This window comes from Nocardia sp. NPDC059195 (assembly GCF_042754695.1).
Lineage (GTDB): Bacteria > Actinomycetota > Actinomycetes > Mycobacteriales > Mycobacteriaceae > Nocardia.
On sequence record NZ_JBHZBG010000014.1, the window covers coordinates 58,876 to 73,656 of the forward strand.

General features: G+C 67.2%; 14 protein-coding genes. 7 read left to right on the forward strand and 7 right to left on the reverse strand.

Going from position 1 to position 14,781, the window contains the following annotated elements; translation table 11 throughout:
• Positions 1-26: 26 nt before the first annotated feature.
• Complete coding sequence (locus ACFXKN_RS19340; protein WP_379433527.1) at positions 27-461, reverse strand: thioredoxin family protein; 435 nt, start codon at positions 459-461, stop codon at positions 27-29.
• Positions 458-1,303, reverse strand: a complete 846-nt coding sequence (locus ACFXKN_RS19345; protein WP_378967294.1) for an LmeA family phospholipid-binding protein — start codon at positions 1,301-1,303, stop codon at positions 458-460. Before ACFXKN_RS19345 ends, ACFXKN_RS19340 begins: the two co-directional genes overlap by 4 nt.
• Before the next feature lie 300 nt (positions 1,304-1,603).
• Between ACFXKN_RS19345 and ACFXKN_RS19350 the strand changes: the two genes are divergently transcribed.
• The 6 genes from ACFXKN_RS19350 to pstB all read left to right on the forward strand — a co-directional run bounded on the left by ACFXKN_RS19350 (position 1,604) and on the right by pstB (position 7,572).
• Complete coding sequence (locus ACFXKN_RS19350) at positions 1,604-2,365, forward strand: winged-helix domain-containing protein (RefSeq protein WP_378967302.1); 762 nt, start codon at positions 1,604-1,606, stop codon at positions 2,363-2,365.
• A 123-nt stretch (positions 2,366-2,488) separates the two neighbouring features.
• Positions 2,489-3,397, forward strand: coding sequence for a mycothiol synthase (mshD, locus tag ACFXKN_RS19355; RefSeq protein WP_378967319.1), 909 nt, complete (start codon positions 2,489-2,491; stop codon positions 3,395-3,397).
• A 297-nt stretch (positions 3,398-3,694) separates the two neighbouring features.
• On the forward strand, positions 3,695-4,807 hold the full coding sequence (gene pstS / locus ACFXKN_RS19360) for a phosphate ABC transporter substrate-binding protein PstS (protein WP_379433528.1): 1,113 nt from the start codon (positions 3,695-3,697) through the stop codon (positions 4,805-4,807).
• Positions 4,808-4,898: 91 nt separating this feature from the next.
• Entirely contained in the window at positions 4,899-5,870 is a 972-nt protein-coding gene (pstC, locus tag ACFXKN_RS19365) for a phosphate ABC transporter permease subunit PstC (RefSeq protein WP_379433529.1), read from the forward strand.
• Positions 5,870-6,775, forward strand: a complete 906-nt coding sequence (gene pstA, locus ACFXKN_RS19370) for a phosphate ABC transporter permease PstA (RefSeq protein WP_378967347.1) — start codon at positions 5,870-5,872, stop codon at positions 6,773-6,775. Before pstC ends, pstA begins: the two co-directional genes overlap by 1 nt.
• Before the next feature lie 20 nt (positions 6,776-6,795).
• Entirely contained in the window at positions 6,796-7,572 is a 777-nt protein-coding gene (gene pstB / locus ACFXKN_RS19375) for a phosphate ABC transporter ATP-binding protein PstB (protein WP_378913935.1), read from the forward strand.
• Between the two features lie 182 nt (positions 7,573-7,754).
• On the opposite strand, the gene phoU is transcribed toward pstB, so the two are convergent.
• From phoU to dusB, 3 genes are all read right to left on the reverse strand, one after another.
• Positions 7,755-8,420, reverse strand: a complete 666-nt coding sequence (gene phoU, locus ACFXKN_RS19380) for a phosphate signaling complex protein PhoU (protein ID WP_378967364.1) — start codon at positions 8,418-8,420, stop codon at positions 7,755-7,757.
• A gap of 91 nt (positions 8,421-8,511) precedes the next feature.
• Positions 8,512-10,578 carry an LCP family protein gene (locus tag ACFXKN_RS19385; protein WP_379433530.1) on the reverse strand — a complete coding sequence of 689 codons (2,067 nt, stop codon included), beginning with the start codon at positions 10,576-10,578 and terminating at the stop codon, positions 8,512-8,514.
• 246 nt (positions 10,579-10,824) lie between these two features.
• Positions 10,825-11,988, reverse strand: a complete 1,164-nt coding sequence (dusB, locus tag ACFXKN_RS19390) for a tRNA dihydrouridine synthase DusB (protein ID WP_379433531.1) — start codon at positions 11,986-11,988, stop codon at positions 10,825-10,827.
• A gap of 192 nt (positions 11,989-12,180) precedes the next feature.
• Between dusB and ACFXKN_RS19395 the strand changes: the two genes are divergently transcribed.
• A complete protein-coding gene (locus ACFXKN_RS19395; protein WP_379433532.1) occupies positions 12,181-12,762 on the forward strand; it encodes a hypothetical protein in 582 nt (193 codons plus the stop codon).
• Positions 12,763-12,824: 62 nt separating this feature from the next.
• Here ACFXKN_RS19395 and ACFXKN_RS19400 read toward each other — a convergent pair whose 3' ends face one another.
• Both ACFXKN_RS19400 and ACFXKN_RS19405 read right to left on the reverse strand, forming a co-directional pair.
• The gene (locus ACFXKN_RS19400) at positions 12,825-13,781 is read right to left on the reverse strand and encodes an acyl-ACP desaturase (protein WP_378967395.1); all 957 of its coding nucleotides are present in this window, start codon (positions 13,779-13,781) and stop codon (positions 12,825-12,827) included.
• 229 nt (positions 13,782-14,010) lie between these two features.
• Positions 14,011-14,607, reverse strand: a complete 597-nt coding sequence (locus ACFXKN_RS19405) for a DUF937 domain-containing protein (protein WP_378967403.1) — start codon at positions 14,605-14,607, stop codon at positions 14,011-14,013.
• Between the last annotated feature and the right edge of the window lie 174 nt (positions 14,608-14,781).

Genomic DNA, 14,781 nt, shown 5'->3' on the forward strand with positions numbered 1-14,781 from the left:
CCGCGAACGCGGCGCCAGCCGCTGAACTACACAGTCAGCGGCTCTAAGGCGGTGCGGAGGTCGCCCGGCTTCGGGACGCCGGAGATGCGGAAGCGTTCCTTGCCCTCGGCGTCGAAGACGAAGGTCGTCGGCAGGGACAGGACGTTGAGCTCACGGGCCAGCGCGGGGTCGGCGTCGATGTCGATCTCGATGTCGCGCGGGGCGTTCGGCGACTCCGACAGCTCGGCGGTGACGCCGGCGACGACCCGGCGGACCGCGTCACACGGGCCGCACCAGTCGGCGGAGAAGTGCAGCACCGCGGGGGCCTCGCCGGTCACACCGGCGGCGCCGAGCAGGCGCGCGCGCTGATGCGTCTCGGGGTCGAGGGTGGCCGGGCGAACCTCTCCCTGCCTGCGCGACAGGAAGAAGCCGACCGCGAGGGCGGCCGCGATGACGGCGGCCAGAATGACGATCTCGATCATGGTTGCTGCAATCGGTCCAGGTCGATGGTGACGTTGCGGCCGACACCCTCGACGACGATCTGGCCGCCGAGCGCCGACACCTCGGTCGGTGCGACACCGAACGGCAACTCCTTGGTATCGATGGTACGGCTGAACCGCTCGAGCACCGCGGCGCGATCGGCCTCGGGGATCTCGGACTTGGTGTCGACCGTCGTATCGGTGGGGCCGCTGCTGCTGTCCCGATAGAAGCCGGTGGCCTGGATGCGGACCTGATCGCCGTCGAGCAGCAGGTCGGCCTGCACCTGCACGGGCACCCGGGTGCTGCTGCCGGTGGGGACCACGCCCGCGCCGAGGACGCGGCCGTTCGGCGCCGTTGCCAGGGTGCCGGTGAGCACGAGCGCGCCCGCGGTGGTCATCCCGGAGCCGCCCGAACCGCCGGTGCCGTCGGACTTGTCGGCGGGGCGGGTGTGGACCTGCAGGTCGGGGATGCCGAAGAGCTTGCCGAGTTCGGTGGGTTCGATGCGCATCCTGGCGTCGATCCGTTCGACCTGCACATTGCGGGCCGCGCCGTCGAGCAACTGGCTCGCCGGGGCGTGCAGGCCCTCGAGGGTGGCCTCGATGCCGATCTCGCCGGGGATGTCGGGGCGCATGCCGCGGGCACGGATCGTCACTTCGTCGTATCGGCCGCTCATCGCCTGGGCGGCGAACGGGAATCCGTGGAACGTCACTTCCGGGTCGGCCGACAGATCCGCGCCTGCCCGCAGTTGACGGGAAACGTGGTATTCCGAATAGGCGGCGGCGCCGAAATCGATGACCACCGCCAAACCGGCCAGGCAGAGAAGCCCGATGATCAGCTTGCGCATGCTGTGACACTAGCGGCTGGCGCCGCGGGTCGCGGGCCCCTGGTCCCGCTTCTTCCCTCCCGCCGGGCACTCCTTCGTCGCACCCTCTGGTCAGTCCAGAAGCGGGACGGCCCGCAACCAGGGCGACAGACAAAGACGGCTCATCAGGCCGGAGGCGGCGCTCAACGACACAAAACGGACTCCGTGTTGCGAGGTCGTGGCGGTAGAGGCGCTAATGTTGACCCGACTTAACCTGTGTTTCGGCGACGTAGCTACGCGGCTGCTGTCGTCCGCGGAGCAACGAGATAGGAGGAGAGCCCCATGGAGCTGCTCCTACTGACCTCCGACCCCAACCCCGATGCGGTCCTGCCGTCGTTGACGCTACTGGCGCACAACGTCCGGCCCGCGCCGACCGAGGTGTCGTCCCTGCTGGAGGCGAGCAGCGCCGATGTCGCGCTGGTCGACGCCAGAACGGACCTGGCCGCCGCGCGCGGTCTGTGCCGGCTACTCGGCAGTACCGGGTCCTCGGTGCCGGTGGTCGCGGTACTGACCGAGGGCGGTCTGGTGGCTGTCAACGCGGACTGGGGCCTGGACGACATCCTGCTGCCCGGCACCGGCCCCGCTGAGCTCGACGCGCGCTTGCGGCTGCTGGTCGGGCGCAACGGTGGGGTCGCCAGCCCGGAGAACACCGGCAAGATCACCCTGGGTGAGCTGGTGATCGACGAGGGCACCTACACCGCGCGCCTGCGTGGTCGCCCCCTCGACCTCACCTACAAGGAATTCGAGCTGCTCAAGTACCTCGCGCAGCACGCGGGCCGGGTGTTCACCCGCGCCCAACTGCTGCAAGAGGTCTGGGGCTACGACTTCTTCGGTGGCACCCGCACCGTCGACGTGCACGTGCGACGCCTGCGCGCCAAGCTCGGCACCGAGTACGAGTCGCTGATCGGCACCGTGCGCAACGTCGGCTACAAGGCCGTGCGCCCGGCCCGAACAGCCGCGGCCAAGGGCGAGGTGGTGACCTTCGTCGACGAGGACGTCGACGGCGACGACTCCTTCGCCCCACTCAACGGCAGCGCGCAGTAGCAGCGCTGGTCGGCACCGCGCGGTAGCGCTCGTCGGCGCGGCGCAATACGGTGCGAAGGGCACAGCGCGACAGCGACCGGCTGGACCGCGGGGTAGCCCCTGCCACGCTTCAAGGAGGACGCGATGCCGGACACAGCAACCCTGACCTGGACCGATCAGGTCGAGCCCGGCACCGTGAACAAGGTGCGCGCTCTGCTCGAACGCGCGGCTGACGTCGACGGCGTCGCCCCGGTCTCCGAGCAGGCAGTGCTCTCCCTCGCCGAAGCCGACCCGTCGACCACGCACTTGCTCGCGGTGCGTGCGGGCGAGTTGGTCGGCTACGCGAATCTCGTTGCGGCACATGACGAACACCCTGCGATGGCCGAGGTCGCCGTCGACCCTGCCGCGCGTGGTGCCGGGATCGGTGCGGATCTGGTCCGCGCCGCGCTGGCCGAAGGTGGCGCGGGTGCGAGGGTGTGGGCGCACGGTGACCTGCCCGCGGCCAAGGCGCTGGCGACCGGCCTCGGACTGATCACCGCCCGCGAGCTGTGGCAGATGCGCCGCTCACTGGCAACCCCGGAGCTACCGGAACTGGAGCTCCCCGACGACCTCAACGTGCGCACCTACGCGGGCCCCGTCGACGACCTCGAAATCCTGCGGGTGAACAACGCGGCTTTCGCCTGGCATCCCGAACAAGGCGGCTGGACCGAGCGCGATATCGCCGCGCGCCGCGCGGAATCCTGGTTCGAGCCGGCCGGCCTTTTCCTGGCGTTCGACGCCGCCGATCCGAGCCGCCTGCTCGGTTTCCACTGGACCAAACAGCACCCCGACGCGGCCCCCGCCGGTGAGGTGTACGTGGTCGGCGTCGACCCGTCCGCGCAGGGACGTGGCCTCGGCCGACTGCTGACCCTGGCCGGTTTGCGCCACCTGCGCGCGGCCGGATCCACCGAAGTCCTGCTCTACACCGAGGCCGACAACACCGCCGCCGTGCACACCTACACCAAGCTCGGATTCGCCCCCGCCCACATCGACGTCGCGTACTCGCTGCCCTGATGCGAGCTACCTCACAGACGAGGTGAATTCTGGTGCGCGAGGCGAATATTGCGCGGATGACCGGGTACGTCCGAGTAAAACTGGGGCTAACGTCACATGCGCGGCATTGATTGCGCCGGGCTGTTCATTCTCCGTTAACCCTCGTCGGGCCAACTGTCAACCGGGCGACTCTAGGTTACTTCTGGGCGGCATAGTCGTCGCCTGATGCGCGCATACCTTCGGGGACTGCGAGCGTCAGCCAGCCTCGCTCGGGCCGGTGAGGGACCGAGTGAGACACCCAGCATTGTCGGAGGAAAAGTGAACTTCAAGCGCACCAGTGCCCTGGTCGGCGTCTTCGCCGTGGGCGCCATGACCCTGGCCGCCTGTGGCAGCGACGACAACACCGCCGGTGGCGAAGCCGCCAAGGCCAACACCAACGTTGCCTGTGGCGGCAAGCAGGCGCTCAAGGCGTCCGGTGCCTCCTCGCAGAAGAACGCTATGGAGCGTTTCGTCGCGGCCTACGAGACCAACTGCGACGGCTTCACCCTGAACTACACCTCGAGCGGCTCGGGCGCGGGCGTCAACGAGTTCATCGGTGGCCAGACCGATTTCGGTGGCTCCGACTCGGCGCTGAGCTCCAAGAAGGAAGAGCCGGCCAAGGCCGCGGAGCGTTGTGGCGCCCCCGCGTGGAACCTGCCGACCGTCTTCGGCCCGATCGCCATCACCTACAACGTCGACGGCGTCACCGACCTGGTGCTCGACGGCCCGACCGCCGCCAAGGTGTTCAACGGCTCCATCGCCACCTGGGATGCCCCCGAGATCAAGGCGCTCAACCCCAACGCCAAGCTCCCCTCGGAGAAGATCGCCGTGATCTTCCGCTCCGACGAGTCGGGCACCACCGACAACTTCCAGCTCTACCTCGACGCGGCCTCGGACGGCGCGTGGGGCAAGGGCGGCGGCAAGACCTTCAACGGTGGCGTCGGCGAAGGTGCCAAGGGCAACGAGGGCACCTCGGCCGCCATCAAGAGCACCAAGAACTCGATTACCTACAACGAGTGGTCCTTCGCCAAGGCGCAGAACCTGTCCATCTCGCAGATCATCACCTCCGCGAGCAAGGACCCGGTCAAGCTGTCGGCCGAGTCGGCCGCCAAGGCCATCGACGGCGTGAAGGTCAAGGGCGAGGGCAACGACCTGGTCCTCGACACCAGCTCGTTCTACAAGCCGACCGTCGCCGGCTCGTACCCGATCGTCATGGCCACCTACGAGGTCGTGTGCTCCAAGTACGCCGACGCCGAGACCGGCAAGGCCGTCAAGGCCTTCCTGACCTCGGCCGTCACCAACGGCCAGGCCGGTCTGACCGAGGCGGGCTACGTGCCGCTGCCCGACGCGTTCAAGACCAAGCTGACCACCGCGATCAACGCCATTTCCTGATCGCTTTCTGGCCATGACAATGCACCCTGAGGTGACCGCGGTGGGCTCGTCGGATTCGACGAGCCCACGGGCGGCCGGAGATACTGCGAATATGCCGACCGAACCGAAAATCGACAAGGCCCCTGACGGGGGTCGTACCGGCCGCCTGAACGCCGAGACGATCTTCCGGTGGATGGCCACCGCGGCAGGCGCGACGATCGTCGCCGCCATCGCGTTGATCGCGCTGTTCCTGCTGATTCGCGCGGTCCCCTCGCTCATGGCCGACAACGCCAACTTCTTCACCAGCACCGAGTTCTCGACCGGCAATGCCAACGATCTCCGATTCGGCATTCGCGACCTGTTCATGGTCACGGTCTTGAGCTCGGTGTTCGCGCTCATCGTCGCAGTGCCGATCGGTGTCGGTATCGCCCTGTTCCTGACGCATTACGCGCCGACGCGGCTGGGCAAGCCGTTCACGATGCTGATCGACCTGCTCGCCGCGGTGCCGTCCATCGTGTTCGGCCTGTGGGGCTTTTTGGTGCTGGCGCCGCAGATCTCGCCGGTGCAGGAATTCCTCAACGAGAACCTCGGCTGGTTCTTCCTGTTCTCCGACGGCAACGTCTCGATCGCGGGTGGCGGCACCATCTTCACCGCCGGTGTCGTGCTCGCGGTGATGATCCTGCCGATCATCACCTCGGTGGCGCGCGAAGTGTTCGCGCTCACCCCACGCGCCCACATCGAGGCCGCGCAGGCCCTCGGCGCCACCAAGTGGGAAGTCGTGCGGATGACGGTGCTGCCCTACGGGCGCAGTGGTGTGATCGCCGGTTCCATGCTCGGCCTCGGCCGCGCGCTCGGTGAGACGATCGCCGTCCTGGTCGTGCTGCGTACCGCCAGCGACGCTGGTGCCTGGTCGCTGTTCGACGGCGGCTACACCTTCGCCTCCAAGATCGCCTCGGCGGCCTCGGAGTTCAGTTCACCGCTGCCCACCGGCGCTTATATCGCCGCCGGCTTCGTTCTCTTCGCGCTGACCTTCGTCGTCAACGCGCTGGCCCGCTTGGCCTCCGGTGGAAAGGTGAACGGCTGATGACCACCACGACGACCCTCGACAAGCCGCTCAAGGCACCCACCTTCCGGCACGTCAGCACCGGCAGGCGGATCAAGAACAACATCGCGACCGGCCTGGTCACCCTCTGCTTCATCATCGCGCTGATCCCGCTGGTGTGGGTGCTCGGGCTGGTGGTGAGCAAGGGCTTCACCGCGATCATCTCCGCCGACTGGTGGTTCAACTCGCAGAAGGGCATTCTGCCCGACCAGACCGGTGGCGGTGTGTACCACGCCATCTACGGCACCATCGTGCAGTCGGTCGTCGCATCGGTGATCGCGGTGCCGCTCGGCATCATGGCCGCGATCTACCTGGTCGAATACGGTCGCGGTCGACTCGCCAAGGTCACCACCTTCATGGTCGACATCCTCGCCGGTGTGCCCTCGATCGTCGCCGCGCTGTTCATCTTCGCGTTGTGGATCGCCACGTTCGGCATGCCGCAGAGCTCCTTCGCCGTCTCGCTGGCCCTGGTGCTGTTGATGCTGCCGGTGGTGGTGCGCAGCACCGAGGAAATGCTGAAGCTGGTGCCAGATGAGCTGCGTGAGGCGTCCTACGCGCTCGGCGTGCCCAAGTGGAAGACGATCCTGCGGATCGTGGTCCCCACCGCCGCGCCCGGCATGATCAGCGGCATCCTGCTTTCCGTCGCTCGCGTGATGGGTGAGACGGCGCCCGTGCTGGTACTCGTCGGCTACAGCAAGTCGATCAACCAGAATGTCTTCGATGGCAACATGGCCTCGCTGCCACTGCTGATGTACCAAGAGCTGGCCAACCCGGAGGCCGCGGGCCGCGAACGTGTCTGGGGTGCGGCGCTCACGCTGATCCTGATGATCGCGGTGCTGTACCTGGCTGCCGCCGGCGTCAACAAGCTGCTCACCCGGAACCGATAGAAGCGAACGGAATACTCCTCATGGCCAAGCGGATCGACGTCAAAGATCTCAACATCTATTACGGCAGCTTCCACGCCGTGGCGAATGTGGAACTGACCGTGCTGCCGCGTAGCGTCACCGCCTTCATCGGCCCCTCCGGCTGTGGCAAGTCCACCGTGCTGCGCTCGCTCAACCGGATGCACGAGGTGACCCCGAACGCCCGCGTCGAAGGTGCCGTGCTGCTCGACGGCGAGGACATCTACAGCTCGGCGATCGACCCGGTCGGCGTGCGTCGCACCATCGGCATGGTGTTCCAGCGCCCGAACCCGTTCCCCACCATGTCGATTCGCGACAACGTGGTGGCCGGGCTGAAGCTGCAGGGTGTGCGCAACAAGAAGGAACTCGACGAGGTCGCCGAGCGCTCGCTCAAGGGCGCCAACCTCTGGAACGAGGTCAAGGACCGCCTCGACAAGCCCGGTGGCAGCCTCTCCGGTGGTCAGCAGCAGCGTCTGTGCATCGCCCGCGCCATCGCGGTCTCGCCCGACGTCCTGCTGATGGACGAGCCGTGTTCGGCGCTGGACCCGATCTCCACCCTGGCGATCGAGGACCTGATCACCGAGCTCAAGAAAGAGTTCACGATCGTGATCGTCACCCACAACATGCAGCAGGCCGCCCGCGTGAGTGACCAGACCGGTTTCTTCAACCTCGAGGCCCAGGGCAAGCCCGGCCGCCTGATCGAGATCGACGACACCGAGAAGATCTTCTCCAACCCCACCCAGCGCGCCACGGAAGACTACATCTCCGGCCGCTTCGGCTAGCGCTCCCCCGCCTCCCCGCGACTTCAAGCCAGACCTGGGCGCGGGGAGGTTTGCGTTGGCGGCCAGACGATGGTGGTGGCTGGTGCAGCCCGTGCCCGGTGAGTTACCCATGTTCGTGCGAGATCTGTGAGTAGGTAAAGCAAAAGGCCCGTGCATTGTGCACGGGCCTTTTGCGTTCTTACTCAGCTGGTTTCGACTTCCTCGTCACCTGGGAGGACGCCGGTTACCAGGAAGATGACGCGGCGGCCGATCTCGACGGCGTGGTCGGCGAAGCGCTCGTAGTAGCGGCCTAGGAGGGTGACGTCGACGGCGGCGGCTACGCCGTACTTCCAGTCACGGTCCATCAGGAGGGTGAACAGGTGGCGGTGGAGGTCGTCCATCGCTTCGTCGTCCTGGTTGAGCTGGGCGGCGCGCTCGGGGTCGCGGGTTTCGAGCACCTCTTTGGCGCCGGCGCCCATGTTGACCGCGATGCGGCCCATCTCGGCGAAGTAGCCGTTGACCGACTCCGGGAGGGCGTGGGCCGGGTGGCGCCGGCGGGTCACCTTGGCGACGTGCAGCGCGAGCGCGCCCATCCGGTTGACGTCGCCGACGATCTGGATCGCGCTGACAACCTGGCGCAGGTCGCCCGCGACGGGTGCCTGCAGGGCGAGCAGCGCGAAGGCCTTCTCCTCGGCCTCGGTGATCATCACCGAGATCTGATCCTGCTCACCGATGACCTGCTCGGCCAGACTCAAGTCGGCCTGCAGCAGCGATTGGGTGGCCTGTTCCATGGCCTGGCCAGCGAGACCGGCCATCTCGCCGAGGAGGTTGGCGAGATCGGCCATTTGCTCGTTGTAGATGACACGCATGATTGCTGACCCTAGTGGGTACCCGGACCGCTGTCACCCAACACTGGGTTAATGCCGCATGGCAGTGTCGTGGCAGGTCAGCGGCTGTGACTTACTGGCAGGTCTCGTCGGCGGCATTCATGTGCTCGAGGTCCGACGGTAGCGCGATCGGTCCGGCACTGTGCGGTTCGCCCATCGGCACGTTCGGCAGTTCCGATCCGACCGGTGTCACCGTGCGCACCGTGCCCGCGAAATCGGCGCCGACCACCACTTCGATGATGCTGCCCAGTTCGTTGGCCTGCTCGAGGACCGCACCGGGGATGGTGCTCGCGACGGTGGCGGCTTCGGCCTCCAGACCCTCGGCGAAGCGGATCTTCGATGTCGTCGAGGTACCGCTGGCGTAATTGCCGACGCTGTAGATGCCGAAGCCCTGGTAGTCGAGCTTGGAGGCGACGGTTCTGGCCGCGCCCGAGGAACCCGAACCGTTGGACACCAACAGCGACATCGTGCTCGGCGACACTGCGTACTGCTTGGGCGCGGGCGGCGCGGAAGTCGGTGCCGAACTCTGGACCTCGGGTGCCTTGGTCTCGCCCGGCAGCGGCTGATCGTCGATGACGGCGCGGAAGATGGCCTTGATATCGGATTCGCGCGGAATCTCGTTGCCGTAGGAGGTGGTGCCTGCAGTCGGGATGGTCAGGAACGTCACCGCGCCCGCGTCCATCTTCTGCAGGGAACGGCCGAGCAGCAATAGGTCCTGCGGGTTCACCTTGTCGACGAAGGTGTGGGCGGAGAACGCCTGGATGAACCCGTTGAGCTTGCCCGGATCGAAGAGCACCCTGCTCGACAACGCCCCACGCAACAAGGACGCGAGGAACCGCTGCTGTCGGTTGATCCGGTCGTAGTCGCTGCGTTCCTCGCCGACCACGTGTCTGGCACGCACATAGTTGAGCGCGGTCTCGCCGTTGATCCGCTGCTTGCCCGAGGTCTCCAGCACCGGGCCGAGCACACCGTCGATGATCGGTTTGGTCGAGCACACCTCGACGCCGTCGACCTGGTCGACCATGGCTTCGAAGCCGGCGAAGTCGATGCCGATGAAGTGGCCGATGGTCAGGCCCGACATCTTGCGAATCACGTCGACCAGGCATTTGGGGCCACCGAGGGCGTAGACGGCGTTGAGCTTGTCGCCCATGGCCGAGGGGAACTTCTGGTCGGTGTAGGCGGCCTTCTCGTTGTCCCAGCCCGCGCACACCGGGCGGGTGACATCGAGGTCGCGCGGGAAGGACACGACGACCACGCGCGAACGGTCCTTCGGGATGTGCACCAGCATCGCGGTGTCGGCGCGGGCGCCCTCGGTGTCGGCGGCCGAGCCCGCGCCCATCTGGGCATTCACGCCGGCCCTGGTGTCGGTGCCGACGATGAGGTAGTTCTCGTCGCCGAGCTGCATGTCGCCGTCGAGCACGTCGCCGGTGGCACCGCCGCCGAGCGCATCGATCTGGTTGAGGCTGTTGCCGGTGGCCTGCAGGTAACTCCAGCCGCCGCCGGTGATGACGAGGGCGAGCACCGCGACGAACGTCAGCGTGACCCGGCCCGCCATCCGCGCCTGCTTGCTACGCCGACCTTCGCTGTCCGGCCGACGTGGCGGTGCGGCTGACGTGGTTTTGACCGGCCTGGCGCGCTTGGGCTCGGTGGTGGCGGTGACCGTGGGCAGGATATCGGTGGGCGGATCGATCGGATCGGCCACGCGCCGGGCCGGGGCGGCCTTGCGTGGCTCTTTCGACTGGGCCGGTAGCGCGGTGGTCGCGGTGCGGTCGGCGGGGGATTCGGCGCGATGCGGTGCGGTGCCCGCGATGTCGTCGACGACGGGGGAGCCGTCGGTGCGGGGTGTGATGTCGGGACGTGGGGTGGGGCGCGGTGCCTGTTCGCGGGCGCGGCGGCCGGCGCGCGAGCCGGGCTCGGCGCTGTCGGCGGGGGGCACGCGTCTGCTGCGCCTGGTGCGTTCGCTGTCGACTCGGTTGACGAGGTCGGCCACCGTCAGTGGCGCGGCGTCCTGCGTCGAGTCCGCGTGCCGGGAACGGCGCGAGCCGGTTTCCGGTTGCTCGGTGGGTTCGGCCGCTGGGTAGCGCTCCCAGGGGGCGCGATTTCCGGGCCGGGGCGTACGCCCGCGCCGATCGTCACCCACCAACGAACCTCACTTCTCTATCTGGCGCAGCCTGCGCGGCATCGCGCGGCTCCGATTCGAACCAGAGTCGAACGATCCCGCAATGATAACGATTCCGCCACGAGTGGCCACTCCAGTGCGCACGGGAATCGCGAACGATCTGGTTGCGAAGTTTCCGCGGAGTTCGGAAAGCCCTGCTCGAGCGGGTGCAATCGACCGAAACCGCGAAGGCTTACGAATTGATGTCGGCTTGTTATCGGCGCCTGATCAGCCGCCGCTGTGCATCACATCGGCCGCGGCCGGAACCGTGTCGTCCTCCGGGTCGTCGAGCCAGCCCTCCGGGAGCACGACCTTGGTCTGCGGCGAACCCTGGCGCCCGCGCGGCCCGAGCGCGTCGGTGGGGAACGGCACAGTCGGGTCGAGCTGACCGACCAGATCCTCGATCTGCGACAACTTCGACACGGTGGCGAAGCTACGCCGCAGCTGCGAGCCGACCGGGAAACCCATCAGATACCAGGCCATGTGCTTGCGGATATCGCGCATGGCCTTGTCCTCACCGTCGTGCTCGGTGAGCAGGGTGGCGTGGCGCACCAGGATCTCACCGACCCGGCCGAGCGTCGGCCCCTCCGGGATCGGTTCGCCGCGCAGGGCCGCGCTGAGTTCGGCGAAGAGCCAGGGGCGGCCGAGGCAGCCGCGCCCGACCACCACGCCATCGCAGCCGGTCTCGTTCATCATCCGCAGCGCGTCGTCGGCGGTGAAGATATCGCCGTTGCCGAGCACCGGGATGGAGGTGACGGTTTCCTTGAGCCGTGCGATGGCCGACCAGTCGGCGGCCCCCGAGTACAGCTGGGCCGCGGTGCGCGCGTGCAGTGCCACGGCGGCGGCGCCCTCGGCCTCGGCGATGCGGCCGGTGTCGAGGTAGGTGTGGTGGTCGTCGTCGATGCCGATCCGGAACTTGAAGGTCACCGGAACGCCCGCCGGCTCGGCCGCGGCCACCATCTCGCGGACGATATTGGCGAACAGCCTGCGCTTGTACGGCAGCGCCGAACCACCACCGAGCTTGGTCACCTTGCGCACCGGGCAGCCGAGATTGAGGTCGATGTGGTCGGCCCAGCCCTCGCCGACGATGATCCGCACCGCCTCGCCGAGCGTCTTGGGATCCACACCGTAGAGCTGCATCGAGCGCGGATGCTCGTCGGCGTCGAACGACATCATGTGCAGCGTCTTCTCGTTGCGCTCCACCACCGCGCGCGCGGTGATCATCTCGCACACGTAGATCGAGGTCGCGCTACCGAACTCCCGGCACAATCTGCGGAAGGCGCGGTTGGTGATGCCCGCCATCGGCGCGAGCACAACCGGCGGATCGACCGGGTAGGGCCCGATCCGCAGCGCCGTGGGCGCCTGGGGCATCGTGATAGTCACGGCTGCCATTCTCTCATCCGGTCCGATGTGATCGATCTCGCGCATCGAAGACTTTGCCCGGGTCATGACCGCCATCACGACCGCGCGTCTCCGTTTACCTGTTACTCGGAGTACGAGCATTGTTCGCGACTCAGTAGCCTGGACAGGCTGGCATCGTCGCCTCCGGCGGTGCGCTGTCCCCACGTAATCGGAGAAGACCCCATGGCCGAAAGCAACGAAGACGCCACCGACCTGACGAAAACCCCTGCCGCGCCGGACAAGGGCACGGTCGCTGTACGCGTCTCGTCGCTGGTCGGCGGCGCCGTGATCGCCGTGCTCGCGATCATCGCGATCGTGCTCGGTGTGCTGCTCGGCTCGGCGCGCTCGGAGATCTCCGACACGAAGAACCAGGCGGCCGACAACGCGAAGGCCGAGCAGATCGCCCTCGACTACTCCGTCGGCTCGGCCACCTTGAACTACCAGGACGTCAACGCCTGGGTAGCCAAGCTCAAGGCAGGCACATCCCCCGAACTGTCGAACAAGTTCGACGCCACCGGCGCGAAGCTCGAGCAGATCATCATCCCGCTGAAGTGGACCTCCGCCGCGGTACCGATCACCGCCAAGGTGCTCGCGCAGGAGGGTGAGGTCTACAAGGTCGCGGCCTTCGTCGACGTGAGCACCACCAACGCGCAGAACCCCGACGGCCTGCGCAACACGGTCACCTACGACATCACCGTCGACGCGGGCAAGGACTGGAAGATCACCGACGTCGGCAATGCCGACGGCGCCCTCCCGGTCAAGTAACCCTCAACAGACGAAAGCGCCGCCCACCGGATTCCGGTGGGCGGCGCTTTTCGTAGTGAGATCTACACGGAGACCATTTCGCGCCGCTTGGCTTCGCGAGCGAGCATCTTGTCGCGCTGCTCCTCGAACTTGAGGACGTCTTGGCCCAGCTTCTCCAGGAAGTCTGCCAGCCGCTCACGGGTGGCCTCGCCGCGGGCGGTGAAGTCGGTGCGGTCGAAGACGTTCCACTTCTTGAGCACCGGCTGCACGACCTCTTCGAGGTGCTGACGCAGGTCGTAGATGCCGTGCTTGGCCATCAGGACGCCGTTGCGACGGAAGTTCGGCATGCCGGCGCCGGGCATCTGGAAGTTCTCGACGATCATCGAGATCGCCTCGATGGTCTGGTCGGGGCTCAGGTCCATCGCCGCGCCGCAGAGGTTGCGGTAGAAGATCATGTGCAGGTTCTCGTCGGCCGCGACGCGCTGGAGCATGCGATCGGCGATCGGGTCGTCGCACACCCTGCCGGTGTTGCGGTGGCTCACCCGGGTGGCCAGTTCCTGGAAGGTCACGTAGGCGACCGAGTGCAGGAAGCCGGCGTCGACCTCGGTGGGGGAGGCGAAACCGTTGGTCATGTGGATCATGCGCGCCTCTTCGAGGGCGACCGGATCCACGCCGCGGGTGACAACCAGGTAATCGCGCATCACGATGCCGTGCCGGTTCTCCTCGGCGGTCCAGCGACCGACCCAGGTGCCCCAGGCACCGTCCTGGGAGAAGTTCTCCGCGATCTCACGGTGGTAAGACGGCAGGTTGTCCTCGGTGAGCAGGTTGGTGATCATGGCCGCCTTGGCGACCTCACTGAGCTTGGACTGCTCAGGATCCCAATCGATGCCGCCCATGGCGGCGAAGTTGCGGCCCTCGTCCCACGGGACGTAGTCGTGCGGATGCCATTCTTTTGCGAGCGACATGTGGCGGTTGACGTTTTCCTCGGCAACCGGCTCCAACTCCGTGAGCAGTTCGAGTTGAGTCAGATCCCTTGCCATGTAAAAACCCTTCGCTGTCGTGCTTGCGGTCGAACGTCGCGATGCGGCCATACCTTACGGCACCGTAGGTGTGATGCGGAACGCAACAGAGTGCTTTTCCGGCGAAGTTGAGCAACGCCACAACTCGACGGGATGACCGATGGTCGTGCTGACGAGTCTAGGTGCTCGGCCCGCAGCATAGGGTCTATCGCTGCGGGCCTCGCGGTGTTAGCTACCGATAGTTGAACTCTCAGCGCTTCCCGCCGAGCAGGCCGCCGAGCACGCTGCCCAGCGCACCGCCCGCGTTCTTCGACAAGGCATCGCCGATCACGCCGCCGAGCCCGCCGGTGTTGCTGCTGCCGCCGAGCAGTCCACCGAGCAGGTCGCCCAGACCCCCACCGGAGGCCTGCGTCTGCTGCGGTGCCGGTGCCGCGGCGCCGCCACCGCCGGTGAGCTGTTTGGCCACGTAGGCGAGCACGATCGGGGCGAGGATCGGCAGCAGCTTGCCGATCAGGTCGTTGCCGCCGGTCCCGCCGCCCGCGCCGAGCGCGCTGATCACGGTGTTCTTCTCGTCACCGAAGACGTTGTCGACGATCTTCTCGCCGTCGTCGGTGTCCACCTGCTGCAGGTCGACCGCGCCCTCGCCTTCGACGAGGCCGCCGTGGTTGTCGAGCGCGCCGAGCAGTGACGCCGCGCCCTGTGGCTGGGCGGCATTGGCCTGGAGCCCGCCGAGCAGCGTCGGCAGCGCGGCCTGCACGGCCGTGGTCGCGGTCGCCTGGTCGACGCCGAGCTGGTCGGCGATCTGGGCGATGGGTACTTGGGACAGCAAATCGTCGAAGGAAGTCATCTCACTCCGCCTGAGGTCGAGGGCGCCCGGTAGCCCGGGTCGCGCTCAGGGTAGGCGAAACCTCCGCCTTCGCTGCGGCCATGCGCAGCTGAGGAACGCTGCGCGTCGGCGCCCATTATGTGAATCGATGCACGAAACCCGTGGTTTCGGCGGCGTCTGCGCTTGGCGCGTCGC